The 25,315-nt window shown below is 73.5% G+C and carries 26 protein-coding genes; 18 read left to right on the top strand and 8 right to left on the bottom strand.

Features of this window, described 5'->3' with window-relative positions; all coding sequences use genetic code 11:
- Positions 1–54 precede the first annotated feature (54 nt).
- From ACI6PP_RS13770 to ACI6PP_RS13715, 12 genes are all read left to right on the top strand, one after another.
- The gene (locus tag ACI6PP_RS13770) at positions 55–501 is read left to right on the top strand and encodes a type IV pilin protein (protein WP_421112171.1); all 447 of its coding nucleotides are present in this window, start codon (positions 55–57) and stop codon (positions 499–501) included.
- A gap of 109 nt (positions 502–610) precedes the next feature.
- Complete coding sequence (locus ACI6PP_RS13765) at positions 611–1,402, top strand: prepilin peptidase (RefSeq protein WP_421112170.1); 792 nt, start codon at positions 611–613, stop codon at positions 1,400–1,402.
- Positions 1,403–1,414: 12 nt separating this feature from the next.
- Entirely contained in the window at positions 1,415–2,494 is a 1,080-nt protein-coding gene (pilM, locus tag ACI6PP_RS13760; protein ID WP_421112169.1) for a type IV pilus assembly protein PilM, read from the top strand.
- Entirely contained in the window at positions 2,491–3,219 is a 729-nt protein-coding gene (locus tag ACI6PP_RS13755) for a hypothetical protein (protein ID WP_421112168.1), read from the top strand. Before pilM ends, ACI6PP_RS13755 begins: the two co-directional genes overlap by 4 nt.
- A complete protein-coding gene (locus ACI6PP_RS13750; RefSeq protein ID WP_421112167.1) occupies positions 3,216–3,827 on the top strand; it encodes a hypothetical protein in 612 nt (203 codons plus the stop codon). Before ACI6PP_RS13755 ends, ACI6PP_RS13750 begins: the two co-directional genes overlap by 4 nt.
- Positions 3,828–3,858: 31 nt before the next feature.
- Entirely contained in the window at positions 3,859–6,102 is a 2,244-nt protein-coding gene (locus ACI6PP_RS13745) for a putative Ig domain-containing protein (protein WP_421112166.1), read from the top strand.
- Positions 6,102–6,770, top strand: coding sequence for a PulJ/GspJ family protein (locus ACI6PP_RS13740; protein ID WP_421112165.1), 669 nt, complete (start codon positions 6,102–6,104; stop codon positions 6,768–6,770). Before ACI6PP_RS13745 ends, ACI6PP_RS13740 begins: the two co-directional genes overlap by 1 nt.
- Positions 6,767–8,464 (top strand): RICIN domain-containing protein, encoded by a 1,698-nt coding sequence (locus ACI6PP_RS13735; RefSeq protein ID WP_421112164.1) that lies wholly within the window; start codon positions 6,767–6,769, stop codon positions 8,462–8,464. Before ACI6PP_RS13740 ends, ACI6PP_RS13735 begins: the two co-directional genes overlap by 4 nt.
- A 13-nt stretch (positions 8,465–8,477) precedes the next feature.
- Positions 8,478–10,058 (top strand): GGDEF domain-containing protein, encoded by a 1,581-nt coding sequence (locus ACI6PP_RS13730; protein WP_421112163.1) that lies wholly within the window; start codon positions 8,478–8,480, stop codon positions 10,056–10,058.
- A 14-nt stretch (positions 10,059–10,072) separates the two neighbouring features.
- On the top strand, positions 10,073–11,050 hold the full coding sequence (locus ACI6PP_RS13725; protein ID WP_421112162.1) for a cation diffusion facilitator family transporter: 978 nt from the start codon (positions 10,073–10,075) through the stop codon (positions 11,048–11,050).
- Between the two features lie 170 nt (positions 11,051–11,220).
- Positions 11,221–11,610: a VOC family protein gene (locus tag ACI6PP_RS13720; protein ID WP_421112161.1), complete on the top strand. Its 390-nt coding sequence runs from the start codon at positions 11,221–11,223 to the stop codon at positions 11,608–11,610.
- 63 nt (positions 11,611–11,673) lie between these two features.
- Complete coding sequence (locus ACI6PP_RS13715) at positions 11,674–13,092, top strand: NAD(P)/FAD-dependent oxidoreductase (RefSeq protein WP_421112160.1); 1,419 nt, start codon at positions 11,674–11,676, stop codon at positions 13,090–13,092.
- On the opposite strand, the gene ACI6PP_RS13710 is transcribed toward ACI6PP_RS13715, so the two are convergent.
- Positions 13,089–13,988: an alpha/beta hydrolase gene (locus ACI6PP_RS13710; RefSeq protein WP_421112159.1), complete on the bottom strand. Its 900-nt coding sequence runs from the start codon at positions 13,986–13,988 to the stop codon at positions 13,089–13,091. The two genes, ACI6PP_RS13715 and ACI6PP_RS13710, sit on opposite strands and share 4 nt — an antisense overlap.
- Positions 13,989–14,101: 113 nt before the next feature.
- Here ACI6PP_RS13710 and ACI6PP_RS13705 point away from each other — a divergent pair, with 113 nt between their 5' ends.
- Positions 14,102–15,019, top strand: a complete 918-nt coding sequence (locus ACI6PP_RS13705; RefSeq protein WP_421112158.1) for an NAD-dependent epimerase/dehydratase family protein — start codon at positions 14,102–14,104, stop codon at positions 15,017–15,019.
- Positions 15,020–15,028: 9 nt separating this feature from the next.
- On the opposite strand, the gene ACI6PP_RS13700 is transcribed toward ACI6PP_RS13705, so the two are convergent.
- The 3 genes from ACI6PP_RS13700 to ACI6PP_RS13690 all read right to left on the bottom strand — a co-directional run bounded on the left by ACI6PP_RS13700 (position 15,029) and on the right by ACI6PP_RS13690 (position 16,904).
- Positions 15,029–15,619, bottom strand: coding sequence for a hypothetical protein (locus ACI6PP_RS13700; RefSeq protein ID WP_421112157.1), 591 nt, complete (start codon positions 15,617–15,619; stop codon positions 15,029–15,031).
- 115 nt (positions 15,620–15,734) lie between these two features.
- Complete coding sequence (locus ACI6PP_RS13695; RefSeq protein ID WP_421112156.1) at positions 15,735–16,205, bottom strand: OsmC family protein; 471 nt, start codon at positions 16,203–16,205, stop codon at positions 15,735–15,737.
- Positions 16,206–16,316: 111 nt separating this feature from the next.
- The gene (locus tag ACI6PP_RS13690; RefSeq protein WP_421112155.1) at positions 16,317–16,904 is read right to left on the bottom strand and encodes a TetR/AcrR family transcriptional regulator; all 588 of its coding nucleotides are present in this window, start codon (positions 16,902–16,904) and stop codon (positions 16,317–16,319) included.
- A gap of 91 nt (positions 16,905–16,995) precedes the next feature.
- Here ACI6PP_RS13690 and ACI6PP_RS13685 point away from each other — a divergent pair, with 91 nt between their 5' ends.
- The 5 genes from ACI6PP_RS13685 to ACI6PP_RS13665 all read left to right on the top strand — a co-directional run bounded on the left by ACI6PP_RS13685 (position 16,996) and on the right by ACI6PP_RS13665 (position 20,695).
- Positions 16,996–18,351: a cytochrome P450 gene (locus ACI6PP_RS13685; protein WP_421112154.1), complete on the top strand. Its 1,356-nt coding sequence runs from the start codon at positions 16,996–16,998 to the stop codon at positions 18,349–18,351.
- A 127-nt stretch (positions 18,352–18,478) separates the two neighbouring features.
- Positions 18,479–18,793, top strand: a complete 315-nt coding sequence (locus tag ACI6PP_RS13680) for a hypothetical protein (RefSeq protein ID WP_421112153.1) — start codon at positions 18,479–18,481, stop codon at positions 18,791–18,793.
- Positions 18,794–18,840: 47 nt separating this feature from the next.
- A complete protein-coding gene (locus ACI6PP_RS13675) occupies positions 18,841–19,194 on the top strand; it encodes an ATP dependent DNA ligase (RefSeq protein WP_421112152.1) in 354 nt (117 codons plus the stop codon).
- 1 nt (position 19,195) lies between these two features.
- A complete protein-coding gene (locus tag ACI6PP_RS13670) occupies positions 19,196–19,918 on the top strand; it encodes a GAF and ANTAR domain-containing protein (RefSeq protein ID WP_421112151.1) in 723 nt (240 codons plus the stop codon).
- A gap of 54 nt (positions 19,919–19,972) precedes the next feature.
- Positions 19,973–20,695: an ANTAR domain-containing protein gene (locus ACI6PP_RS13665; RefSeq protein ID WP_421112150.1), complete on the top strand. Its 723-nt coding sequence runs from the start codon at positions 19,973–19,975 to the stop codon at positions 20,693–20,695.
- 9 nt (positions 20,696–20,704) lie between these two features.
- Here ACI6PP_RS13665 and ACI6PP_RS13660 read toward each other — a convergent pair whose 3' ends face one another.
- From ACI6PP_RS13660 to ACI6PP_RS13645, 4 genes are all read right to left on the bottom strand, one after another.
- Entirely contained in the window at positions 20,705–22,348 is a 1,644-nt protein-coding gene (locus ACI6PP_RS13660; RefSeq protein ID WP_421112149.1) for an alpha/beta-hydrolase family protein, read from the bottom strand.
- 127 nt (positions 22,349–22,475) lie between these two features.
- Entirely contained in the window at positions 22,476–23,900 is a 1,425-nt protein-coding gene (gene phoA / locus ACI6PP_RS13655; protein ID WP_421112148.1) for an alkaline phosphatase, read from the bottom strand.
- A 140-nt stretch (positions 23,901–24,040) separates the two neighbouring features.
- Complete coding sequence (locus ACI6PP_RS13650) at positions 24,041–24,694, bottom strand: DsbA family protein (RefSeq protein WP_421112147.1); 654 nt, start codon at positions 24,692–24,694, stop codon at positions 24,041–24,043.
- Positions 24,691–25,315, bottom strand: a 625-nt coding sequence (locus tag ACI6PP_RS13645) for a cation efflux transmembrane domain-containing protein (protein WP_421112146.1), incomplete at its 5' end; no start/stop codon positions are given. The genes ACI6PP_RS13645 and ACI6PP_RS13650, both read right to left, overlap by 4 nt.

Here is a 25,315-nt window from a genome sequence, read left to right as displayed (position 1 = left end):
CCACCACAGAGGCCAGCAACGAGTGCCGGCCCACGACGAGCCCAGGAGGCTCTCATGATCAACCGCCTTGCTGAGCTTCGCCGCAAGAAGGAGAACGGCGAGGGTGGCTTCACCCTCATCGAGCTCCTCGTGGTCGTCGTCATCATCGGCATCCTGATGGCCATCGCCGTCCCGCTGTACCTGAACTACCGCAAGGGCGCCAACGACAAGGCCGCGCAGTCCGACGTCCGCGCCGCGATCTCGACGCTGGAGCAGTGCAACTCCGACAACGCCGCGTACCCGACTGCGGTGGCCACGACCGGCGGCACGCCGACCGGCTGCGCCAACGGCAAGATCACCAAGAGCGACGCCACCGGCGACATCGTCTACACGCCCGTGACCGACGGCTACCGCATCTACGCCAAGGCCACCAGCGGCAACGGCAACTTCTACTGCTACCTGAGCACCGCCGGCGGCTCGGTCAAGACGCTGACCGCCGCGCCCACCGGCACCACCTGCTGATCGGACTGAGTCACCGCAGCGCAGGTGCTGCCACTCGGGCCGGGGACCGTTCGGTCCCCGGCCCGTGGTGAGAACACCTGACACCCCCACCCCAGAGAGGAGCCCGGCCGTGCCGATCCTGTTCGTCCTCACCGCGCTCCTCGGCCTGGCCGTGGGCTCCTTCCTCAACGTCGTCATCCACCGGGTCCCCGCCGGCGAGTCGGTCGTCAGCCCAGCATCGGCCTGCCCGGCCTGCGGCCACCAGATCCGCGCCCGGCACAACGTGCCCGTGCTCGGCTGGCTGCTGCTGCGCGGTCGCTGCGCCGACTGCGCCGAGCCGATCAGCGTCCGCTACCCGCTCGTCGAGCTGGCCACGGCGGTCCTGTTCGTCGCCGTGACGTGGAACGCCGCCCGCCTCGACCTGCTGCCCGCCCTGCCCGCGTTCCTGGTCTTCGTCGCCGCCGGCGTCGCCCTCACCGCGATCGACCTCGACGTCATGCGCCTGCCGAACGCGATCGTCTACCCGACCTTCGGCCTCGTCGCCGCCGGGTTCGTCGCCGCGTCGGTCGTCACCGGCGAGGTGCAGCCCCTGGTCCGCGCCGCGGTCGCCGCAGCCGCCCTCGGTCTGCTGTTCCTCGCCCTCGCTCTCGCCAAGCCCGGCGGCATGGGGCTCGGCGACGTCAAGCTCGCCGTCGTCATCGGCGCCGTGCTCGGCTACGTCTCCTACCCGTCCGTCGTGGTCGGGGTCTTCGCCGCGTTCCTGCTCGGCACCCTCGCGGGCGCCGTCCTGGTCGTGGTGCGGCGGGCGGGGCGCGGTTCGCTGCTGCCCTTCGGGCCCGCGCTCGTCGCCGGGGCGGTGCTCGCCCTGTTCGTCGGCGGCCCGATCTCGGACGCCTACCTCACCCTCACCCAGATCGCCTGACCGGGAGTCGCCATGAAGCACCGCCAGCTCGCCCTCAAGAGGGAGAACGTGCTCAACACCGACGGTCACGCCATCGGGATCGACATCGGTGCCACGGCCGTCCGCGCGGCGGTCCTGGCGCCGGGCACGGTGAACGGCCGCCCGTCGGTGACCGTCGAGGGGCTCGGCCAGGTGGCCCTGCCGCACGGAGCGGTGAAGGACGGTGTCGTGCACGACGGCGAGGTCGTCACCGCGGCGCTCAAGCAGCTGTGGGCCGAGCAGAAGTTCAACTGCCGCACCGTGATCGTCGGCGTCGCCAGCCCGCAGGCGCTCGTCCGCGACCTGCAGATGCCCAACCTCGACCCGGCCCGCCGCGCCAAGGCGCTGCCCTACCAGGCCAAGGAGGTCATCGCGGTCCCCATCGACGAGCTGGTCCTCGACTACTGCCAGATCGGCGAGCCGCACCCCGACTCCGACCTGGTCGACGGTCTGCTCATCGCCACGCCCCGCGAGCCCGTGCTCACCGCCGTCGAGGCCGTCGAGCGCGCCGGGCTGCGCGTGGCGCGCGTCGACCTCTCCTCGTTCGCCGCGCTGCGCGCGATCGGCGACCAGCACCTGGCCGTCGAGGCCGTGGTCGACCTCGGTGCGCACCTCAGCACGATCGTCATCCACGACCGTGGCGTGCCCAAGCTCGTCCGCACGCTCGCCCGCGGCGGCGAGCAGCTGACCGAGCAGCTGGCCGACCGACTCGGCGTCGAGCGCCTCGAGGCCGAGGCGACCAAGTGCGCCGGTGGTCTGGAGTCCGGCCACGCGGAGGTCACGCGGGCCCTGCTCGAGGGCCTGCGGCCGCTCATCGCCGAGATCCGCACCTCGGCCGCCTACTTCCGGTCCACCCACGACGACTCGCCCATCGAGCGCATCTCGCTCACCGGCGGCGGCTCGCGCCTGGTCGGCATCGCGGACCCGATCCGCGACCAGGTCGAGCTGCCGACACGCGTGGTCGACCCGCTCCAGCACATTCGCGACCGTGAGCGCTCCGAGAGCACGATCGCCGGCCTGATGGTCCCGCCCTCCGCCGTCTCGGTGGGCCTCGCGATGGGAGCCGCAGCATGACCGCCACGATCAGCGACGACGTCGAGCGCCAGATCTGGAGCAGCATGCCCGGCTGGGGCATCGCCGCCGACCTCACACCACGGGAGGTCGTCGAGCGCCGCCGGGTGCGCGCGCTGCGCAAGCTCGCCGTCGCCGGCCTCGCCCTCGTCCTCCTGCTCTGCGTCGCCGGCTTCGCCGTCGCCTCGCTGAAGGCGCGGTCCGCCGCCGACGAGCTGGAGACCGCCCAGGCCGAGACGACCTCGCTCCTGGCCCAGCAGGGTCAGTACCGCGACGTGGTCAAGGTGCAGGCCGACACCAGGGCGTTGGACGCCCAGATCGCCCAGCTGATGACCACCGACGTCGACGCCGCACAGCTGCTCACCAGGCTGCGCACGGCCCTGCCGGGCTCGATGTCCCTGACCTCGATGAACATCTCCCTGACGAGCGCCGCCGGCGGCGCGGCTCCGGGTGCCGCTGCCGCGCCGGCTGGCGCGGCCCCGGACGCGGCCGGGGTCACCGACTCGATCGGCACGGCGACGCTCGCCGGCACGTCCCAGCAGCTGTCGGACCTCGCCACCTACGTGACGAGGCTCGAGAAGCTCGACGGTGTCGCCGACGTCCTGCCGGCGACCAACGCGGCGGGCGAGGCCGGCAACGCCACCTGGTCGGTGACCCTCAGCCTCACCAAGGACCTGCACACCCACCGCTACGACCAGACCAAGCAGGCCGACGGAGGCTCCCAGTGAACACCTCGTTCCTCGACGACCGTCGCGTCGTCATCGGTGGCACCGCGGCGATCGCGCTGCTGCTCCTCGTCGCCACCTGGTTCCTCGCCGCCGGCCCGCAGCTCGCCGCGGCCGACCAGCACGCCATCGACCGCGCCGACGCGCAGGTGCAGAACACGACGCTCCAGGCCAAGATCACCAAGCTGGCCCAGGACAACGAGCAGATCAACGTGCTCCAGGCCGACCTCGCCGCGGCTCAGGACGGCCTGCCGTCGACCACGGCGCTCCCGGGCTTCACCCGCCAGCTCACGCAGGCGGCCGAGAGCGCGGGCGTCGAGCTGGACGACGTCACCATCAGTCCGCCCACCGGGGCGGTCCAGGGCGCCGAGCAGCCGGCCGACGGCTCGGCCGCCGCCGCCACGGGACAGCAGGCCATCACCGTCTCGCTCACCTCGAGCGGGTCGCTCGTCGAGCAGACCGCCTTCGTCAAGTCGCTGCAGGACGGTGCGCGCCGCGTGCTCGTGGGCTCCACCCAGCTCAGCGTCGACGGGGGCTCCAAGGTCGCCTCCGTGGACGTGGACACGGTGATGACCACGCAGGTCACGATCTTCTCCGCTCCCGCCGCCTGACCGTCGTCACCCTCCACCGAACGGATCCACGATGTCGACCCCCGCCCCGCTTCCTCCGCTCCGGCGCCTCGTGCGCTCGGCGCGCGAGCGCGTGGGCCGTGGGGGCGACGACGGTGGGTTCATGCTGATGGAGGTCATGGTCGCCCTGACGCTCATCACCGTGATCATGGCGGCCGTCGGGGCCGAGTACGCCAACGGCATCATGATCTCGGCGCACCAGCGCTCTGCCACGTCGGCGGCGCAGGTGGCCACGTCGGCGATGTCCGACCTGCGCTCGCTCGACTCGAGCGACCTGCTCAAGGGACGCAGGCTCGCGGACGTCAACACCCAGCGGGACCGGCTCGACGCCGTCCCGAAGATCCGTCCCTTCCTCGGCACCGCCGCCGGCACACGCGCCTACAACGACGCGTCCGCGTCCGGGGTCCCTGTCCCGACGACCGCGGTGGACCAGGCGGCGTCCGGCACCACCTTCCGGGTCGAGAAGTACCTGGAGTGCCAGAGCACCGCGCCCGTCACCACGAACGCGGACGGCACCACGCAGCGTGCCTGCGGCGCCGCCAGCGGCACGAACACCCTGCGCGCGGTCGTGGCGGTGCTGTGGTCCGACCGCGGCTGCCCGTCTGTCGGGTGCGCGTTCGTGAGCTCGTCACTCATCGACACCCACGCCAACCCCACGTTCGACCTCAACCAGAAGCTGCCGGCCGCCCCGGTCGTGGCCGACCCGGGCGACCAGAGCGTCGTCGTCGACGACGCGGTCTCACTGCAGCTGCTCGTCCAGGACGGCAAGGGCGCCGCGCCCTTCACGTGGGCGCTCACCGCAGGCTCCCTGCCCAACGGGCTCTCGCTGTCGCCGGCCGGCCTGATCAGCGGCACCGTCGCCGGCTCGCCGACGTCGAACACCTCGACCGTCACGGTGACGGACGCGTTCCTGCGCAAGGCCGACGCCCAGATCAAGTGGACCGTGGGGCCCCGCCTGGCCTTCGCCGACGTGGACGACCAGAGCGGCGCGGTGCGACAGGCGGTCAACGTGACCGTCACGGCCACGGGCGGCAGCGGATCGGGCTACAGCTACACCGACCCGGGCAGGACGCTGCCGGCGGGACTCTCGCTCGACGCCTCCACCGGCAGGATCACCGGGTCCCCGACGACCGTCGGCGTCTCCAACGTCACCCTGACGGTCACCGACTCGGCGTCGCGCACCGCGACGGTCGGCTTCACCTGGACGGTGGACTACCCGCCGGTCGTCGCGACCAACCCGGGCACCCAGGTCGCCACCGTCGGCCGCCCCGAGGTCGTGCAGCTGGCGGCGACCGGGGGTTCGGGCTCCTACTCCTACGCAGCCACCGCCCTGCCGAACGGGCTGTCGGTCAACGCGTCGACCGGTCGCATCAGCGGCACGCCGACGGCCACGGGCTCCTCGTCGGTCACGGTGACGGTGACCGACACGGTCTCCCGCAAGACCGGCACCACCACCTTCACGCTCAACGTCGTGCCCGCGCCCATCGTCACCGCACCCGGCACCCAGACCACCACCAAGGGCGGCACGGTCAGCCTGTCCATCAGCTCGACGTGCGGCAACGGTCCCTGCACGTACACCGCCAGTGGCCTGCCGAGCGGGCTGAGCATCGACTCCTCGACCGGCCGCATCTCGGGCAACGTCGCGTCGAACGCCGTGAGCACGACGGTCCGGGTCACCGCGACCGACGCCGCCGGCGGCACCGGGACGAGCGCGGCCTTCTCGTGGACCATCAACAACGCGCCCACCGCGGCGGCCCTCGACGACCGCACCACCTCGCGCAGCACGGCCGTGAACGTCGGGTTCGCCGGTACCTTCAGCGGTGGCACCAGCCCGTACACCTACAGCGCCACGGGGCTCCCGAGCGGACTGTCCATCAACGCCTCGACCGGCGTCGTCACCGGCACGACCGGGACCACCACGACGCGCTCGTCGACCCGGATCACGGTCACCGACGCCTCGGGCCAGACCGCCTCGGCCGCGTTCACCTGGTACGTGTCGAACCTGGCGCTGTCGATGCCGAGCTCCTCGATCGCCCGGGGCTCGAGCGGCCAGCGCAACCTCGCGACGTCGCCCTACACCACCGGTGGCACCACGCCGTACAGCTACGACGTCGACAACCTGCCGCCCGGCTTCACGCTCAGCGGGACCACGGTCTCCGGTGCCGGCACCCAGCGGGGAACCTGGACGGTCGTGGTGACCGTGACGGACTCGTTCGGCGCCTCGGTCACCACCAACTGGTCCTTCACGGTGACGTGATGACGACCCACCGGAACCGACGGATCGACCTGCGCGACGACGCCGGCACCACGCTCATGGAGCTGATCGTGGCCATGGCGCTGCTGACGGTCTTCATGGGCATCTTCACCACGGTGACCGTGATGATGACGCAGGCGAGCACGAAGGTGCAGTCGATCTCCGACGCCGTCGACCAGGGGAACACCGGCTTCCTCAACCTGGACCGGACGGTGCGGTACGCGACGGGGATCTCGACCCCCACCCGCACCCCCAGCACGGGCATCTGGCACGTCGAGCTGAGCAGCCGCGAGCAGGGCGACGGGACGAGCACGGACAAGTGCACCCAGCTGAGGGTGTCGCTCGACGGGAGGCTCCAGGTGCGGACCTGGGCGGTCGCCTCCGACGGCTCCCTGAACGGGAGCGCGAGCGCCTGGAGGGTGCTGGCGTCGAAGGTCACGAACGGCTCCGTGGCCGAGGGCTCGGACGACCGCCCGTTCCGGTTCCCCGCGTCCAGCGCCGCCGCGGCGGCCCAGTACCAGCGGCTCACGGTGCTGGCCGTGACGCGAAGCGGATCGGGCAGCAGTGCCTCCTCGCACCGCACGCTGACCACCTTCACCGCGCTCAACAGCACACAGGACACCAACCCCGCCACGGTCTGCACCCAGGCCTCGTTGAAGGACGCCACATGATCGGCTGGACCGCGTCGGCGCTGCGCGACCGGCTCTCGGGCGAGGACCGGGAGCGGGGCTCGCTGCCGTTCCTCATGCTCGTGATGATCCTCAGCGTCGCGCTCGGTGCGGTGCTGCTGACCACCGTCGTGAGCCAGGCCCGCACCAGCCGCTTCGACGAGTCGCGCATCCGCTCGCTCGACGCCTCGCAGTCCGGCCTCGACTACGCGCTCGCGCGGATCCGCGGGGCGGTCAAGTCCGACGACTCCTCGGTCGGCGACGCCGGCAAGCTGCCGTGCTTCACCACGCCGGCATGGACCGACGCCAGCGCGAACGGCGTGCAGCAGTTCAAGGTGTCGGTGGAGTACTACCGGTCCAACCCGTCGCAGCTCACCACCGCGACGCGCAACAGCTCGCGGATGACGTGCTCGGACGCCTACGGCACCTACGACGCGGCCAGCAACAGCCGGGCGCCCCGCTACGCCCTGATCACCTCGGAGGGGCGCGACACCTCGCGCACGGGGAGCGGCGCCTCCAAGGGCCGCACCCTGGAGACCACCTACGTCTTCCAGACCAACGACGTCACCATCAGCGGCGGCCAGTTCCGGATCTTCCCCTCGGGGAGCACCGCCTACTGCATGGACGCCGGCGCCGCGCCCGCCGTCGGCACCGCGGTGACGCTGCAGGTCTGCAGCACCTCGAACCCGGCCGCGGACCAGCAGGTGTTCAGCTACCGCAGCGACCTGTCGATCGAGCTGGTGTCGACGTCGAACCCGCCCACCCCGGGCCTGTGCCTGGACACCAACCCCGCCACGCACGTCGCCAACCGTCCGATCACCCTCCAGCGGTGCTCGGTGGCCGACGAGACCCCGAGCGACTCCACCCAGACCTTCGTGTGCCCGGCGGGCGAGACGCCGGCGAGCTTCAAGCTCAAGAACCCGGACCGCACCTGCCGGATCTCGGACTACAACCAGCAGTGGAGCATCGACGACAACGGTCACCTGCGAGGTGCGCTGGCCAACCAGAGCGACGTCGACGGCTTCTGCATCGACGCGGCGACCCAGCGGGCCGGCCAGGCGCTCCTGCTGCAGTCGTGCACAGGCGGCACCACCGACGCGCGTCAGACCTGGGTGCCCTCACCCACCGCCGGGGCCGGGGCCGCCGGCGCCGGCAACAACCAGATCGTCAACTACGCGCAATTCGCCACCTGCATCGACGTCACGGGCAACAACGTCAACGCGACCTACACGATCCTCTACAGCTGCAAGCAGAACCCCAACTCGTCCAAGGTGTCGTGGAACCAGAAGCCGGTGCCCTCGCCCGCGCTCGTGCAGGGACCGTCCACCCGGCGCCTGATCACGTTCACGACCGGCGGCACCCGGTACTGCCTGCGCAGCCCGCTGACGCTCGGCGGGTACCCCAAGCTCGAGTCCTGCGTCACCAACCCGACCGCCGACGCCTTCTACTGGACGCTCAACCAGCGCTACGCGTCCAACGACTCACCGGCCACGGCCAACGAGCTGGCCTACGGCGAGCGGTACACGATCAAGGACTCGGCCGGACGCTGCCTGGGGCCCGGCAACAACTCCGACCTCCACGACGGCCAGTACTACAAGGTGGTCACCGCCGCGTGCGACGGCTCGACCGCGCAGAAGTGGAACGCCGATCCCAGCCGCCTCAAGGCCACGCTCACCAACACCCGTGAGATCGGTTGACCCGAGGGGCGCGATGAGCACGGCACCGTTGGACCCCGAGGTGGGCGCCCTGCTCGCCGACGCGGTGGAGCGCGCCCTCGGGGGTGAGCCGGAGGCGGTGGCGCTCGAGCTGGCGGCGCTGCTGCGGACGGGCGTCGAGGGGGAGTGCCCGGAGCGGGCCGCGGTGGAGTACGTCCTCGCGATCGCGCAGAACGAGTCCGGCGCGGGCCACGGCGCGGTGCGGTCGGCCACCCGCTGCCTCGATGTCGCCGACGGCCTGGGATCTCCCGGATGGGCGGCCAACGCGCTGGCCGTGCGGGCCATCGCGCACGAGCGGCTGGGGCTGACGGCCGAGGCCGTCGACGACCTCGTGCGGGCCGAGCACGAGATCGGCGGCTGCGACGACGACGGTCTGCGCGCCTGGGCGCACTCCTGGCTCGGCACCGCCTACCAGGAGATGCGGCTGTACGAGCTCGCGTCCCCGCACTACGAGCGCTGCGGCGAGCTCGGGGCCGACCCGATCCCGCTCGCCACGTCCGCGTTCGTCGACCAGCTCAGCCTCGCGACCCTGCACGGCGAGTGGGCGATCGAGCTGACGCTGCTCGGGGCCACCGACGGGCGGAGCCGCCGTGAGCGCGCGCACCTGCGCGAGTCCGCCGTCGCGCACGCCGAGCGGGCACTGGCGCTCTGCTCGCCGCGGACGCCGCCCCACCAGGTGCTCCGGGCCCGGTTCCTGCGGGCCCAGCACGCGGCCACCGTCGACGAGACGATGCTGGCCGAGCTGCGCGACCTGCGGCTCGGCTTCCTCGAGGCTGGGGACGACGAGCGGTCCGTCGCGACGACGGCCACGCTCGCCGCCGCGTTGGCCGCCGTCGGTCAGGTGGAGCTCGCGGCCGCCGAGGCGCAGCGCGCCCTCGACGCGATCCCCGTCGACGCCGACTTCCTCACCGGACGCCACGTCCTGTGGGTGCACCTGCGCCTCGCCGAGGACCGGGGCGAGCCGTTCGCCGGCGCTGGTCTCGCACTCGGGGTCGCGACCTCGCGCACGTGGTGGGCCCACCGCGCGAGCCGGTTGGCGACCATGCGCTCGGCGATCACCGGCTACGCGCAGCGCCGCGGACGCGAGGCCGAGTACCTCAGCGCCCGGCGTGACGCGCTCACGGGACTGGGCAACCGCCGGGCCTTCGACGAGTGGCTGGCCGGCCCCGACAGCGTCGACGGCGCCCTGGTCACCGTCGACGTCGACCGGCTCAAGCAGGCCAACGACACCTGGGGCCACGCAGCCGGCGACGAGGTGATCGTGGCCGTCGGACGGGCGCTCGTCCTGGGGCTGCGCGAGCAGGACCACGCCTTCCGGCTCGGTGGCGACGAGTTCGCCGTCGCCCTCGTCCCGGGCACCCTCGAGGACGCGACGACCGTCGGACGGCGCATCGGCGCCCGGGTGGCGGAGGTCGCGGCCGGTGCCGCCGAGCCCGCCCTGGCCGCGCTGTCGGTGAGCATCGGGTGCGCGGCGACCAGCGAGGGACTGCCGGCCGGCGAGCTGGCGGCGGTCGCGGATCGTCGGATGTACGAGTCCAAGAGGTCGGGGCGCCGCCTCCACCACGTCGCCTCCTGACCTACTGTCAGCAGATGGCGACCGAGGGCAGCACCAGGGCGGTGGTGGCCGCGCTCCTGGCCAACGCCGGCATCGCGGCGACCAAGCTCGTCGCGTTCCTGCTCACCGGCATCAGCTCGATGCTCGCCGAGGCCATCCACTCGGTGGCCGACGCGGGCAACCAGGGGCTGCTGCTGCTGGGCGGCAAGCGGTCGCGGCGTGCGGCCACCGACGAGCACCCGTTCGGCTACGGACGCGAGCGGTACGTCTACGCGTTCCTGGTCTCGATCGTGCTGTTCTCCGTCGGCGGCCTGTTCGCGCTGTACGAGGCGTACCACAAGTTCCACGAGATCCGGGCCGGTGAGCTGGAGGAGCCCGGACGATGGGCGTGGGTGCCGCTGGCCGTGCTCGGGGTCGCGATCGTGCTCGAGGGCCTGTCGTTCCGGACGGCGCTCGGCGAGACGAACAAGATCCGCGGCAAGGCGTCGATCCCGCAGTTCGTGCGGCGCGCCAAGCAGCCCGAGCTGCCCGTCGTCCTGCTCGAGGACCTCGCCGCCCTGCTGGGCCTGGCGTTCGCGTTCGTCGCGGTGTCGCTGTCGCTCGCGACCGGCAACTACTACTTCGACGTCGCCGGCACGGCCCTGATCGGCCTGCTCCTCGTGGTGGTCGCGATCGTCCTGGCCATCGAGACCAAGAGCCTGCTGCTCGGCGAGTCGGCCTCGCTCGACGCCCAGGACCGCATCGCGGACGCGATCCGCGGCACGGACGGCGTCGAGGCGATCATCCACATGAAGACGCTCCACCTCGGCCCCGAGGAGCTGCTGGTGGCCGCCAAGGTCTCGGTGGCGGGCGGCAGCTCGGCCGAGCAGGTGGCCGAGGCCATCGACGCCGCCGAGCACGCGATCCGCCAGGCCGAGCCGACCGCGGGCGCGATCTACCTCGAGCCCGACATCTTCAGGGCCGGCTACGAGCGCGCCGCGCGTCCCGAACCGCCCGCGGCCCCGGGCCACTGACGTGGTCCGGGGCCGCGGCGGAGGGGTGCGTCAGACGGCGACGGATGGTCGGACCAGGCTAGGGGCTCGGACCGGGCGAGCCCGGCTCCTCCCGACCCGTCAGCGCGTCGACCCGACGGCCGTCGCCGCCGCGACGGGCGCCCGGGCGCGTCTGCGGGTTGACTGGCACGGTGCCTCAGACCACCGGGATCGACCACCTCGCCGTCACCGTCTCCGACCTCGACCGCGCGGTCGAGTTCTACCAGCGCGTCCTCGGCTCGCCGCCCGTGGGTGAGCTGGAGGGGGAGGGGCTGCACCGCCGGATCTTCGCGCTCCCCGGCGGGCCCCGGCTCGGCCTGACCCGCCACGACGCGACGGCGTCCGGTGACTTCGACCCGCGCCGTCCCGGACTGGACCACCTCGGGCTCGGCGTGACCGACGTCGACGAGCTGCGGGCGTGGGCCGACCACCTCGACGCCGTGGGCGTCGCGCACAGCGGGCTCGTCGAGGCCGACTACGGCGTCGCCCTGAGCTTCACCGACCCCGACGGCACGGCGCTCGAGCTCTTCGTCCGTCGCTGATCGGGCGCGCCGAGGCGCCCGTCACGCCAGGATGGGGTCACCGCCCCACCACAGGAGCACCCCATGGCACGCCACAGCACGGTCTTCGAGCGACAGGCACCCGCGGACGACGTCGTCGACGCGTCCCTGCGGGAGTCGCGGCACGAGGTGTTCTGGCTCGACGACCTCGGCGAGCGCGCCACCTACGCGCCCCTCACCGCGTCGACCACCGCCGACCTCACCGTCGTCGGCGGCGGGTACTGCGGCCTGTGGACGGCGGTGCTGGCCAAGCGTCGAGACCCCGGCGCCCGCGTCGTCCTGCTGGAGGGGCAGACGATCGGCTGGGCGGCGTCGGGCCGCAACGGCGGGTTCGCCGACGCGAGCCTGACCCACGGCGAGGAGAACGGCCGCACCCGCTGGCCGGACGAGCACGAGCAGCTGGTGCGTCTGGGGCGCGACAACCTCGACGCGATCGAGCGGGACGTCGCCGACCTCGGCCTGGACTGCCAGCTCGAGCGCACCGGCGCGATGTCCGTCGCCTACGAGCCCCACCAGGTGCGCTGGCTCGAGGAGGCGACGTCCGGGCGGTGGCTGGACGAGCCCGCCGTCCAGGCCGAGATCGCCAGCCCGATCTTCCGGGCCGGCCGGTGGGAGGAGGACGAGTGCGCGCTCGTCCACCCCGCGCGGCTGGCCGCCGAGCTCGCCCGCGTGGCGTCCGATCTCGGGGTCGAGGTGCACGAGCACTCGCAGGCGCTCGGCGTGGAGGGCGGGTGGCGCGGACCGGTGTCGGTGCGCACCGCGCGAGGCGTCGTCCGCAGCGACCGCGTGGCGCTCGCGACCAACGTGTACCGCCCGCTGCTGCGGCGGGCGCGGTTGTCGACGGTGCCCGTCTACGACTACGTGCTGATGACCGAGCCGCTGTCGCCGGCGCAGATGGCCGAGATCGGATGGACGCACCGCCAGGGCGTCGAGGACCTCGCCAACCAGTTCCACTACTCCCGCCTGAGCGCCGACGACCGCATCCTCTACGGCGGCTACGACGCGATCTACCACCGCGGACGGCAGGTGCGGCCGCAGTACGAGGACCGCGACGCCTCCTACCGCCGGCTCGCCTCGCACTTCCTCACCACCTACCCCCAGCTCGAGGGCGTCACGTTCACCCACCGCTGGGGTGGCCCGATCGACACGTCCACGCAGTTCTGCGCGTTCCACGGCCTCGCCCGACGCGGACGGGTGGCGTACGCGAGCGGGTTCACCGGCCTCGGCGTCGCCGCCACCCGGTTCGCCGCCGAGGTGATGCTCGACCGGCTCGCGGGCGCCGCCACCGAGCGCACCGGCCTGGAGATGGTCCGGCGCAAGCCGCTGCCGTTCCCTCCCGAGCCCCTCACGTGGATCGGTGTGGAGGCCACCCGGTGGTCGCTCGACCGCGCCGACCACCGCGAGGGCGAGCGCAACCTCCTGCTCCGCACCCTCGACCGGCTCGGCCTGGGCTTCGACTCCTAGCCGGCGGGCGGCACGTGGCGCCGCAGGAACTCCACCTGGTCGGCCACGACCTCCTCGAACGCGTCGCCGACGTACACGTCGAAGTGGCCGTGCGCGTAGGTGCGGACCTCGCCGCGCGGGGCCCGGCGCGCGTGCCGCAGGGTCGCGCGGGCGGGCGCGACGGTGTCGTCCTCGCAGACCAGGAACAGGATCGGGCAGGTCACGCGCCGCGCCTGCCGGCCCGGGCGGTGCCGGGTGATGCGCAGCGCGACGCGCGCCGCGACCTCGTTCCGCACCTGCATCCCCTCGGGCACGAGCCGCAGGAAGCCCGGGACCGCGTCCGGCGCGGTCATCAGCGCCGTGGTGCCGGGCGCGCCCGCCGTCGGCACCATGTGCGGCGCCCTGTCGCGCACGGCCCGCACGAGGTCGCGGACGGCGGCGACCGTCAGGCGGGCCGACACCGGCGGGGCGACGGCCGCCGTCGAGGCGAGCCCGTCGGTGAACGGGCACTGCGAGACCACGGCGGCCACCTGCTGGTCGCGTGCGGCGGCGACGATCGCGTGCCCGCCGCCGAAGGAGGTGCCCCACAGGACCACGCGCTCGGCGTCCACCGCGTTCAGCGAGCGGACGTGGGCGACCGCCGCCGCCCAGTCCTCGAGCTGGCGGTCGACGTCGAGCAGGTGCCGCGGCTCGCCCGGGCTGGCACCGAAGTGGCGGTAGTCGAGGACGAGGGCGGCGTAGCCGGCGTCGACGAACCGCTCGGCGAACGCGTCGAGGCGCATCTCGCGCACCCCGCCCAGCCCGTGCGCCATCACCACGACGGGGGCCGGGGTCGGTGCGTCCGGCAGGTAGAGCCAGGCGGCGCACTCGCCGTCGCCGGAGGCGAAGGTGACGTCCTGGCGTGGGGGTGCCGGCATGAGGGTTCCTTCCCGAGAGTGCCGTCACCGTAGGGGCCCTGGGCCCCGGCGACCATCGCCTGCGTCACACCGCTCGGCCTGTCCTGCCGGACGGTCCGTGCCATCGTGAGGCCATGACCTCCTCTGCTGCCGAGTCCTCGCCCGACGTCGTCGTCACCGGTGCCAACGGGCTGGTCGGGGCCCGCGTCTGCGCGGCCCTGGCCGAGCGTGGCGCGGCGGTGCGCGCGGTCGTCCGTCGCCCCGGCACCGCCCCCGCGCTCCCGGGCGTGGAGGAGCGGGTCGGCGACTTCACCGACGAGGGCTTCGCCGCCGACGTCGTCACCGGGGCGGACGCGGTCGTCACCACCGTCCACCCGATGGGCTCGGACCTCGAGGTCCAGCACCGCATCGGCGTCGAGGGCACGACGACGCTGGCGCGGGCTGCGGCCGCGGCCGGCGTCGCGCGGCTCGTGCACGTCTCCACCGCCGCGGTCTACGACCGCTCGCCCGGAGCCGGCGACGTCGACGAGTCGTCCGCCCTGGTCGGCGACGACGCGGGCGACTACGCCGTCACCAAGCGTGACACCGACGCCGCGCTGGCCGGGGTCGACGGCCTCACGCGCGTCCTGCTGCGGCCCCCGGCCATCCTCGGCGCGGGGGAGACGTCGGTCTGGAACACCCTGCGACCGGCGGCGATGCGCGACGACGAGCGCGCCCGCCACGCGGTCCCCGACCAGACCTTCGCCTGGGTGCACGTCGACGACCTCGCGGCGCTCGCCGCCGACGTCGCCTCCGGACGGGTCGCGACGTCCGACGACCCCGCCACCGGACCGGTGGCGGGGTCGTGCGTCGCGGTCAACGTCGCCGCCGGCCCGGCGACCACCCGCGACTACACCGCGACGGTCACCGGCGCCCTCGGCGTCGAGCCGGTGTGGGACGACGAGCCGGCGTGGACCGGCCGGCTCCTCGCCGGTCGTGCCCGGGCCTGGGGCTGGGCGCCCGCCGTCGACCTCGCCGACGCGCTGGCCGAGATCGACGCCGGGCTGCGCTGAGCGGTCCGCTCAGCACCCGTCGGTGACGAGCTGCGGCTTGCTGCCGCGCTTCACCGTCAGGTTGAGCACCGGGGACGTCCCCACGAGCGTGGGTCCCTCGTTGTCGGCGAACCCGAAGGTGAGCCAGCGGGTGCGGGCGCCCGAGCGGGTCCGGACGTCGACGGCGATGACGCCGTTGGCGGTCGCACGCGGTGCGCGGAGCCTGGCTCCGTAGGCCGCCTTGACCGCGTCGTACGTCGACCCGATGCCGACGCCCCGGGTGGTGCGGTAGTGGCCGCGCAGGGCGGACATCTCGACGATCCGCCCCGACCGCGTGGTCTCGACGAACAGCTGGCCGCGGCGCTTGGCGCCCTTCCACGCCAGCGGGTGCACCGGGCACAGGCCGTCGTCGAAGTTCGACCGGAACAGTCCGGTGCGCAGCGCCGACCGCTTGGACATGCCGGCGACGGCCTTGCCGACCTTGCCCGGCGCGAACACGTACCGGTCCGTGGTCGGGGCGTGCTCGGCCGCACCGGCCGGGGCGGCGGCGAGGCCGGCCCCGGCGACGAGCCCGATCAGCAGGGTCAGGTGGACGAGCAGGTGGCGCAGGGCGCGTTTCATGGTGGCTCCTCGGGTGGGCCGCCCTCGGCGGCGGGTGGCTGGTGCCGCTGAGGAGTCCGCCGGGGCGTCGCAGATACCACCCGCGCCGTGCGTCGTGTCGTCGAGGAGCCGCAGGTCAGGAGGCTGCGAGCGGCAGCGCCGTCCACGTGGAGTCGAAGTCCAGGCCGCTGCGCTTGAACAGCTGCGTCACGGGGCACCGACGCTCGAGCTCGCTGACGAGCGTGGCGAACGTGTCCTCGTCGGCGTCGGTCTGCACCGACGCCTGCACCGTGACGGCGTCGAAGTTGGCGTTGCCGTCGGCGCCGCCCACGAAGACGGACGGGTCGAAGTCGCCGCGTGCCGAGAAGGTGAACTCGCCGAGCGTCACCCCGAGCTCCTTGGCGACGAGCTGCGCCGCGATCTGGTTGCACGACGTCAGGGCGCCGAGGGTGTAGGCCAGCGGGCTGGGGGCCGCGTCGTCACCGCCGAACGCCGGGTAGGTGTCGGCGTCGAAGGTGTGCGCGTGGTCGCCGGCGACGGTCACGTGCTGGGCGACGCCGGTGCCGTGTCCGTCCACGACGAACGGGACGGTCTGCTTGGTGGGCATGGGGTTCCTTTCCGAGAGGGCACGTCGAGCATGACCCCGCGGCGCCCTCCCGCACCCCGCGTCTTGGTATGTGGTCAAAGTCCATCGGCATTGGATGTTTTGGAACCTGGGTCAGGTGGGCGGCGTGAGCACCCGGACGAAGGTGCGCGCGGCCACCCCGGCGACGGTGTCGAGGTCGCCGCCGTCCTCGACGGTGACCGCCACCAGCTCCCGCAGGCCGCCCACGAGCAGCGTGATCGTCGCGCCCGACACATTCCCGAGGCCCTGGGCGCGGGTCTCGGGGCGGTCGACGAGGGTGCGGATGAGCTCGGCGTACCGGCCGGTGACCACGCGGTCGAACCGGCGGCCCCGCTCGCCGAGCGCCGGGACGACCCGGATCCAGCACAGCGTGACGGCTGGGTCGCGCCGCATCGCCGACACCCACGCGTCGACGGCCTGGAGCACCTGCTCCTGCCACGGCGCCGCGGTGTCGACGGCCTCGACGACCGTCGCCATGATCGCCGTGCTCGACTCCTCGAGCACGGCCTCGAGGCAGGCGTGCCGGTCGTCGAAGTGCTCGTAGAAGGTCCGCCGCGACACCTGCGCGCGTCGCACGACGTCGGCCACCGTGACCTCGTCGTAGGGGCCCGCGCGCAGGGCCGCCACCATGGCCTCCAGGAGTCGTCGACGCGGGTCGGCGCCCGCTGACCCGATCGGCATCCCGGCCCCCTCGCCCCTTGCCGCCGGCCGGCGGACGTCGTACGGTCATCGTGTCTGGTACGCGAACGTACCACCACCTCGGGAGGACCCCATGGCACTGACGACCACCGCACCCATCGCGGCCGTGCGACGGGCCGTCACCGGCCTGGGGAGTGCCGCGTCCGACCGGACCCGTGGCGCGGTCGCCTGGGGCGTCGGCCACGGCGTGCCCCGGCTCGCGGTGCGGTCGCTGGCGGCGCGCGGCGACCTGCAGGGCAGGCTGATCATGCAGGGCACCGACGGCGGCGACGTCTCCGCGCTGATCGAGCAGGCGCGCGCGCAGGGTCCGCTGGTGCGCACCCGGCTGTCCTACCTGACCGCCGACCACGCCGTCGTCAAGGAGGTGCTGTCGCACGCCGACTTCCGCACCGGCGACCCCACCCAGGCGAGCGGTCTGCTGGAGGGCCTGTCACGGTGGGCCAACCGCGACGCGCTGCACCCGCTGCGGGCGCCGTCGATGCTCGTCACCGAGCCGCCGGACCACACCCGCTACCGCAAGCTGGTGACCCGGGTGTTCACGGCGCGCGCGATCGAGGACCTCCGCGAGCGGACGCAGCAGATCGCCGACGGGCTGCTCGACGCGATCGACCCCTCCTCGCCGGTCGACCTGGTCGAGGCGTACTGCGCCGCGCTCCCCGTCACCGTGATCGCCGAGATCCTCGGCGTCCCGGCCGACGAGCACGAGACCGTGCTCCGGTACGGGGCCATGGCCGCTCCGAGCCTCGACCTCGGGCTCGACCGCGCCACGTTCCGCATGGTCGACCGCGGGCTGCGCGACTTCGACCACTGGCTTGAGCGGCACTTCGAGCGGCTGCGCCGCGACCCCGGCGACGACCTGTTCAGCCGGCTGGTGGCCGCCAGCGACGAGGACGGCGTCCTGGACGACCGCGAGCTGAAGTCGACGGCCGGCCTGGTGCTGGCCGCCGGGTTCGAGACCACGGTGAACCTCCTCGGCAACGGCATCGCGCTGCTGTCCGCCCACCCCGAGCAGCGGGACGCCCTCCGCGCCGACCCGTCGGGCTGGGGCAACACCGTCGACGAGGTGCTGCGGATCGACCCGCCGGTGCTGCTCACCGGACGGATGGCCGCCCGCGACACGACGCTGGCGGGCGTCGACGTCGCCGCCGGGTCGCAGGTCGTCGCGCTGCTCGCCGGCGCCAACCGCGACCCCGCGGTCTTCGCCGACCCGCTGCGGTTCGACGTGACCCGCGAGAACGCCCGCGACCACCTGGCGTTCTCGTCCGGGCGCCACTACTGCCTGGGAGCGGCGCTCGCACGGATGGAGGGAGAGGTCGGCCTGCGGTCGTTGTTCGACCGGTTCCCCGACCTCGAGCTGCTGCCGGGCGCGAGTCGACGTCCGACGCGCATCCTGCGCGGGTGGGAGAGGCTTCCGGCCCGCCTGTCCTGACCTGCGGGCGAATCGGGCCGGAGGTGCTATTCCCCGCACCGCCTGGATGTCGTAGGGTCGTCGAGATCGACTTCGTTGTGGTCGTCCCGGACCCGACGGCTCACGCCTCGACACCGAGGTGAGCCGCATGTCCTCCCTGCCTGACCCTGGATCGCCGGCGCCGTGCACCGGCACGTCCGCGGGCGAGCTGGTCGCGGTCGACTTCGACCCGGACGGCCTCTGCATCACCGGGTGCGAGTGGTGCCGCCGCAGCTGGTGGGCCGAGCTGGTCCTGCTCGGCGGGCGCGTCCAGCTGCGCGAGTGGCACCGCCGCGACTGCGCCCACTGGGGCGAGGACGGCACCGTGCCGCGCCGGGCCGACGAGCCGCTGACCTCGACGACCGCGGTGGTCCGCGGCGCGGGCGTCACGGGGCTCCGCAGGGCAGCCGGCGGCAGGACGTGACCCCTGGGAGTCGTGCAGCGGTCGAACGGTTCCCGGTCGGCGGCTGGGTGGACGCACCGGCCACCGTGATCGCGAGCCGGTTGGTGCTGCTCGGCGAGCCCGACGGGCCCGGGATGCGCTACGTGGGCTTCGTCCGGCTCGGGCCGCGCGAGGAGGCGGCCTCGCGGCTCGGTGAGGGTCTCGAGGGCGTCGAGGTGGACGACTGCCCGTTCGTCGACCCGCCCGAGGTGTCCGGTGCCCACTGGTGCCGGTCCGGGCTCGCGGTCACGGTACGGTTCGATGGCCGGAACGCCATCGGACGGCTGCGCATGCCGTCCCTCGAGGTCGTGGCCCCGCGGGAGCGGACCGGCGAGATCGACGTCGGCGCCCGGTCCGCGGGCTCCGCTGCGACGAGAGGGTGAGATGCCGGACGACCCCCGTCGCACCGTCGAGCGGGTCCGCGCCCTCGTCGACGCCGCGGCCGTCCCCGGGCGCGAGGGGTTCGACCGCCTGTGCGACCTGTGCGACGCGGTCGTCCCGGCCGTCGCCGTCTCGACCGCCACGGTCAGCGTGCTCACCGACCTAGGCCTCATGCTGGTGGCCCACGGCGGGCCCGACGCCGGGCCCGCGCTCGTCGACCGCGAGGTCGCGGCCGGGGAGGGCCCCGGCATCGAGGCGTGCCGACGAGACCGTCCCGTGCTCGTCAGCGACCTGCTCGGGGGTGCGGAGGCCCGCTGGCCCGGACTGGCGATGGGCCTGGACCGTGACGACGTCCGCGCGGTCTTCGCCTTCCCCCTGCAGGTCGGCGCGGCCAGGCTGGGCGTGCTCGAGATGACCCGCCCGGAGCCCGTCGCGCTGGGAGCCGACCAGACCCGGACCGCGCTGGCGTTCGCCGAGGTCGCCACCGAGATCCTGCTCGACGTCGAGGCGGACCGCGGGGGGATCGGGCCCTCGGACCACGCGAGCCGTGCCGTCGGCCAGCGGGCGGAGGTCTACCAGGCGCAGGGCCTGGTGATGGTCGACCTGGGCGTCGACCTCACCGAGGCCATGCTCCGGATGCGCTCCTACGCGCTGACCCACCGGATCGACCTCGACGAGCTCGCCCTCCAGATCCTGGCCGGGACGGTGAGGCTCGATGCAGACTGACCGCCACCCGACACCTTGCACCGACCCCCGCACGTCCCACTTGAGGAGCCCGTCATGATCGCCACCGCGCAGCTCAGCCGCTTCCTCGTGGAGGCCGCTGACACGCTCGTGAGCGACTTCGACCTGGTCGACTTCCTGCACACCGTCACCGAGAACGTCGCGCTCGTCAGCGGCGCCGACGCCGTGGGCCTGATGCTCGCCGACTCCCACGACCAGCTGCAGTTCATGGCGGCCTCGAACCGGGACGGCAAGCTGCTCGAGCTGATCCAGATGGGTCTGCAGGAGGGCCCGTGCCCGGACTGCTACCGGTCCGGCGACCCCGTCGTGAACACCGACCTCGAGGCGGACGGGGATCGCTGGCCGGGCTTCTCCGCCCGCGCGCTCGCCGGCGGGTACCGCTCGGTGCACGCCTTCCCGCTGCGCCTGCGCGGTGACTCGGTCGGGGCGATGAGCATCTTCGGCGACACCACCGACCCGTTCGCCGAGGACGAGGTGGTGGCCGTCCAGGCCCTCGCCGACATCGCGACGATCAGCATCCTGCAGGACCGGGCCATCGCGAGGGCCGAGGCGCTGACCGAGCAGCTGCAGGGCGCGCTCAACAGCCGCATCGTCATCGAGCAGGCCAAGGGAGCGATCGCCCTGCTCGCCGGCGTCAGCGTCGAGGAGGCGTTCGTGCTGCTGCGGGCGCACAGCCGACGGCACGGGCTCCTGCTCTCGGAGGTGGCGCGTCAGACGGTCACCGACCCGCGCTCGACCGCGTCCTGGTGGAGGCCCTAGGGCACCGGTTCACCGCGACAGCGGGGCGAGACGCTCGCGCAGGCGCTCGAGGTCGTCGGCGTCCCAGCCCGCGGGCTGCAGCATGACGGCCCAGGCGGCGAGGGGCTGGGTGCCGTAGAGGTGCCCGTGGTCCTCGTCGAAGTCGTTGCCCACCGCCATGTCGACGGTCAGGCCGGCGAACGTCGAGACCGGGTGCCAGGTCATCGCGGGGTTGACGGACGGGTCGAGCGGCTCGGACAGCCAGTCGGGCCGCCGGACGATCGTCGGCACGTCCCACCAGACGATCGGGTCGTCGGCCTGCTGCAGGAACACCGAGCGCGGGCTGGTGCCCACGAGGTCGGAGCGACGGTTCGCGAAGACGATCTCGCGGCCGTCACCGACCACCGGCTTGATCTGCGGCGAGCCGGCGGCGCGCTCGTCCTCGGCCTCGCGCCGCAGAGTCATTGACTCCGGTGGTCCGACCCACAGCGTCCGGTCGACGGAGTCGAGCATCTCGTCGAGGTCGTCGAAGGCCCGTGACGCGCCGAAGCTGCCCAGGCTCTCGCCCACGACGAGCACGTCCGGCCGGCCGGCCGCGGGCATCGCGGACACCCGTGCGCGGACGGCGTCGACCAGCGCCGCACCGGTGTCGCCCGCGGCCTCGCCCTCGGCGACGTACGCGAGCGGGCTGGGCAGGTGCGAGTACTGGACCGAGACCGTGGCGACGTCCCCGCCGAGCAGGTGCTCGACGGGCGCGACGATCTGCTCGTTCACCCAGCCCGTGCCGGTCGGGACGACGACGAGGACGGCGTCGCGCTCGAACGCGTCGAGGCGCTCCATCTCGCGCATCGCTAGGTCCACCCGCGCGTCGACCGTGTCGGCCGACGCGCGTCCCACGTAGACCCGGACGGGCTCCTGGGCCTCGGCGGCCGCCGATCCGTCGGGTGCGAGCTCGGCGATCTCGGACGCTTGGGCGCCCCGGGACAGGAACCGTCGACCCTCGTGCCCGGCCTCGGCCCAGCTCGCCGCGGACAGGGCCGTGCCCGAGCGCAGGGCCAGCGGCGACGGCTGGGCCGGGGCGCGGTCGTCGACGTCGAGGTCGGCGGACTCGAAGGTCCGGTTCATGCCGTCGAGCGTGCGTTGCAGCACCCAGGTGTCGGCCGCCGCGAGCAGCGCCCACAGCACCACGACGAGACCGAGGGCGGCCGCGATCCACGCGGGCAGCACGCGGGCGCCCACCCGGGACACCCTCGTCTGCAGCACGCGCACCGCCCACCCGAGCAGGAGCAGGGCCGAGGCGACGACGGCCGCGATCAGCAGGGCGATGGCGAACGCGGTCGCGGTGAGGGTGGGGGAGTAGTCGAGGCGCTCCCACGTCCAGCGGTGCTGGCCGACGGCGCGGACCGCGGTCCACGTCGCGTAGGCGACGACGAGGGCGGCCGCGACGAGGCGCTCGCGCCGTCCGAGACGGGGCACCTCCCGTCCGGACCGGTGGGCCAGGCGTCGCCCGGCCGATCCGACAAGTGCGCCGACTCCGTACCCGAGGGCGATCCCGACGCCGCTGAGGACGCCCTGGAACACCAGGTCGCGCACGAGCAGGGAGGGGTCGAGCGAGAAGCCGAACATGAGCGCGGCCAGGACCGAGCCGGTGACGCTCACCCAGCGCACGGACATCGGCGGCCTCCCCTGACGGTGGAGGGGCCAGTCTGACCGGTGGGACGCCGGACGGCGAGACCCGTGCGCGGACGACGGCGGCCCGCCCACCGGGATCGGTGGACGGGCCGGGTCGGACGACGCTACGTCAGCGGCGGTCGAGCTTGAGGGCGCGGCCGATCGTGAAGAACAGGTCGGTCTGATCGGTCAGGCCCGTGACGTTGGCGGCCTGCGGTCCGTAGCCGGCCACGCGGAGCTGCGTGCCGGTGTGCTGCTGCGAGCCGCCGGCCGGCGCGGTGCCGTAGCTGATCGTCATGGGGCTGCCCTCGTCGGTCAGCAGAGTGGTGGTGAGGCCCGGCGTGTTGCCTCCGGCCTCGACGATCTGGCTGGTGTGGGCGTGGTCGGCGGTGACGATGACCGTGGTGTTGCCGGCCTTGCGGGCGAAGGCGAGCGCCTCCTGCACGGCCTCGTCGAGGTCGAGGACCTCGCCGATCTGGCCGCAGGCGTCGGCGGCGTGGTCGCGCTTGTCGATGCTCGCGCCCTCGACCTGCAGGAAGAAGCCCTTGCCCTTCTTGGAGTCGAGCAGCTCGATGGACTTGCGCGTCATGTCGCGCAGCGTGGGCTGCGTGGCGGTGCGCTCGGGGTTGGGCGTGCAGCGGGCCGGGGTGGCGGTGCCACCGGTGGGGGTGGCGGCCGGGCCCGTCCAGCGGACCGGGAAGTTGCCCGGCGTGAACAGGCCGAGCAACGGCTTGCTCTGGTCGGCCTTCTTCACCTTGGCCAGGCCGGCCTTGTCGGTGACGCGCTGGTACCCGCGGGCCGCGGCCTGCTGGTCGAGCGTGAGGCCGGCGTAGCGACCGGCGACGGCCTTCTCGGCGAAGGTCGTCGAGCCGCCGCCGAGGGTGACGTCGGGGCGGGTCTTGAGCAGCTGCTCGCTGATCGACCCGGCGCCGCCGTTCTCCAGGGCGTTGGTCGGGCACGTCTTCGACGTCGCCGTGGGGCCGTAGCAGGAGCGGGCGGTGACGTGCGAGACCTGGACGGCGGGGGTGGCGTCCTGGATCTCCGCGGTCGAGACGTCACCGGTCTTGAGGCCGCGCCTCTTGGCCAGCTCGAGGAGCGTCGTCTGCGGCCGGCCGTCGACGTCGACCGAGATCGCGTTGTCGTAGGTCTTGGTCCCGGTGGCCCAGGCGCTGCCGGTGGCGGCGGAGTCGGGCACGTAGTCGGGCTTGCCGTCCTTGGTGACCGAGAAGGTCGTGTACTGGCCGGTCATCGGCAGCGCGTCGATGCCGGCGAAGCGGCCGTCGGCGCCCTTGGCGTAGTTGCGGGCCGAGGTGATCTCGCTGTCGCCCATGCCGTCGCCGATGAGCAGGATGACGTTGCGGGCGGTGCTCTTGTCGACGGCGCGCTTGACGTCGCTGGAGCGGTCGCCGTTGTTGCGGGTGGCACCGCCGTTGGCGGTGAGGTCGCGGCCGGAGCCGGACGCGTAGCCGGCGGCGCCGACCACGAGGACGCCGGCCGCGACGGCGGCGAGCGTGCGGGCGGCGGGGCGCCGCACCGAGCGGAAGTGCTGGGACATGGGGGATCCTCCGGGAGTGCTGACGGGTGCTCCCGCAGACCAGCCCGTGCGCGCGTCCGTCGCACGCGTGCCAGCCGTCCAGAGGGTGAACCCCCGGTGAACTCGTTGCGCGGCTCACGCACCCGGGCAGGTGGCCCCGATCAGCGGGCGAGGGCCGCCTCGATGGCCGCGGTGAAGTCCGCGGTCGTCTCCGGCTGCAGCCTGCGGCCGTCGAGGAAGAACGTCGGCGTGCCGCTGACACCGAGGGCCAGACCGTCCTCGAGGTCGCGGGTGACACGGTCCCTGGTCGCGCGCGAGGTGACGTCGGTGTCGTACCGGTCGAGGTCGAGGCCGAGGTCGGCGGCGAAGGTGCGGAACAGCGCGGCCCGGGAGTCCTGCTGCTCGCCCCACTGGGCCTGGGTGTCGTACATCCGCCGGTACATCGGCTCGAGGGCGCCCTGCTGCGCGGCCGCCTCCACCGCCCAGGCGGCGTTCTCGGCGTTGGCGTGGCTCGGGATCGGGAAGTAGCGCAGGACGAACGTCACGCGGCCCTCGTACGTCTCGCGCAGCTGCTCGACGAACGGGTAGGCCGCACGGCACGACTCGCACTCGAAGTCCAGGAACTCGACGAGCACCGGGGCGTCGTCGGGTGCGGCCGTGCCCAGGCGGTGGCTGTCGTCGCGCACCAGGATGCTCGCCGACTCGGCCGCGTCGGCGGGCTCCTCGGCGGTCGTCAGCTGCACGACGACGTACGCGGCGAGGACCGCCAGCACGACCGCCGCGACGACCGCGGTCACCTTGGTCTCGGTGCTCATCGGGGCTCCTCGGCCGGGGCGCAGCAGGCGCAGGCGGTGTCGGCCCGATCGCCGAGCAGCGCGCCGGCGTCGGGTGCGCAGCAGCCGTCACCCCGCCAGGCCGCCACGCCCTCCTTGACCGCGACCGCGGCGATGACGAGCCCGGCCACGGGGTCGGCCCACGACCAGCCGAGCAGGCCGTTGAGCACCAGGCCGAGGAGCAGCACGCCGGACAGGTAGGTGCACAGCAGCGTCTGGTGGGAGTCCGCGACGGCCGACCTCGACCCGAGCTCGCGTCCGGCTCGACGCTGCGCCCACGACAGGAACGGCATGACGGCCAGCGACACCGCCGCCAGGACGATGCCGACGGTGGAGTGCTTGGCCTCGGAGCCACCGAGCAGGGCACGGGCGGCGTCGACGCCGACGAACGCCGCGAGCCCGAAGAACGAGCAGGCGATGATCCTCAGCGCGACCCGCTCGCGCGCCTCGGGGTCCGGGCCGGCAAACTGCCAGGCCACGGCGGCGGCCGACGACACCTCGATGACCGAGTCGAGGCCGAAGCCCACGAGCGCCGTCGAGGACGCCTGAGCGCCCGCCGTCAGCGCGACGACCGCCTCGGCCACGTTGTAGGCGATCGTGGCG

This window comes from Solicola agrisoli (genome assembly GCF_049059935.1).
Lineage (GTDB): Bacteria > Actinomycetota > Actinomycetes > Propionibacteriales > Nocardioidaceae > JAURVT01.
The sequence above is the reverse complement of the archived record's forward strand: the minus strand, read 5'-3'. Positions and strand labels throughout refer to the sequence as shown.

What these genes read in the sequence shown, in the direction of transcription:
- ACI6PP_RS13770 (WP_421112171.1), top strand. Translation starts at nt 55, where the DNA reads ATGATCAACCGCCTTGCTGAGCTTCGCCGCAAGAAGGAGAACGGCGAG.
- pilM (WP_421112169.1), top strand. Translation starts at nt 1,415, where the DNA reads ATGAAGCACCGCCAGCTCGCCCTCAAGAGGGAGAACGTGCTCAACACC.
- ACI6PP_RS13755 (WP_421112168.1), top strand. Translation starts at nt 2,491, where the DNA reads ATGACCGCCACGATCAGCGACGACGTCGAGCGCCAGATCTGGAGCAGC.
- ACI6PP_RS13745 (WP_421112166.1), top strand. Translation starts at nt 3,859, where the DNA reads ATGTCGACCCCCGCCCCGCTTCCTCCGCTCCGGCGCCTCGTGCGCTCG.
- ACI6PP_RS13740 (WP_421112165.1), top strand. Translation starts at nt 6,102, where the DNA reads ATGACGACCCACCGGAACCGACGGATCGACCTGCGCGACGACGCCGGC.
- ACI6PP_RS13735 (WP_421112164.1), top strand. Translation starts at nt 6,767, where the DNA reads ATGATCGGCTGGACCGCGTCGGCGCTGCGCGACCGGCTCTCGGGCGAG.
- ACI6PP_RS13730 (WP_421112163.1), top strand. Translation starts at nt 8,478, where the DNA reads ATGAGCACGGCACCGTTGGACCCCGAGGTGGGCGCCCTGCTCGCCGAC.
- ACI6PP_RS13725 (WP_421112162.1), top strand. Translation starts at nt 10,073, where the DNA reads ATGGCGACCGAGGGCAGCACCAGGGCGGTGGTGGCCGCGCTCCTGGCC.
- ACI6PP_RS13715 (WP_421112160.1), top strand. Translation starts at nt 11,674, where the DNA reads ATGGCACGCCACAGCACGGTCTTCGAGCGACAGGCACCCGCGGACGAC.
- ACI6PP_RS13710 (WP_421112159.1), bottom strand. Translation starts at nt 13,988, where the DNA reads ATGCCGGCACCCCCACGCCAGGACGTCACCTTCGCCTCCGGCGACGGC.
- ACI6PP_RS13705 (WP_421112158.1), top strand. Translation starts at nt 14,102, where the DNA reads ATGACCTCCTCTGCTGCCGAGTCCTCGCCCGACGTCGTCGTCACCGGT.
- ACI6PP_RS13700 (WP_421112157.1), bottom strand. Translation starts at nt 15,619, where the DNA reads ATGAAACGCGCCCTGCGCCACCTGCTCGTCCACCTGACCCTGCTGATC.
- ACI6PP_RS13695 (WP_421112156.1), bottom strand. Translation starts at nt 16,205, where the DNA reads ATGCCCACCAAGCAGACCGTCCCGTTCGTCGTGGACGGACACGGCACC.
- ACI6PP_RS13690 (WP_421112155.1), bottom strand. Translation starts at nt 16,904, where the DNA reads ATGCCGATCGGGTCAGCGGGCGCCGACCCGCGTCGACGACTCCTGGAG.
- ACI6PP_RS13685 (WP_421112154.1), top strand. Translation starts at nt 16,996, where the DNA reads ATGGCACTGACGACCACCGCACCCATCGCGGCCGTGCGACGGGCCGTC.
- ACI6PP_RS13680 (WP_421112153.1), top strand. Translation starts at nt 18,479, where the DNA reads ATGTCCTCCCTGCCTGACCCTGGATCGCCGGCGCCGTGCACCGGCACG.
- ACI6PP_RS13670 (WP_421112151.1), top strand. Translation starts at nt 19,196, where the DNA reads ATGCCGGACGACCCCCGTCGCACCGTCGAGCGGGTCCGCGCCCTCGTC.
- ACI6PP_RS13665 (WP_421112150.1), top strand. Translation starts at nt 19,973, where the DNA reads ATGATCGCCACCGCGCAGCTCAGCCGCTTCCTCGTGGAGGCCGCTGAC.
- ACI6PP_RS13660 (WP_421112149.1), bottom strand. Translation starts at nt 22,348, where the DNA reads ATGTCCGTGCGCTGGGTGAGCGTCACCGGCTCGGTCCTGGCCGCGCTC.
- phoA (WP_421112148.1), bottom strand. Translation starts at nt 23,900, where the DNA reads ATGTCCCAGCACTTCCGCTCGGTGCGGCGCCCCGCCGCCCGCACGCTC.
- ACI6PP_RS13650 (WP_421112147.1), bottom strand. Translation starts at nt 24,694, where the DNA reads ATGAGCACCGAGACCAAGGTGACCGCGGTCGTCGCGGCGGTCGTGCTG.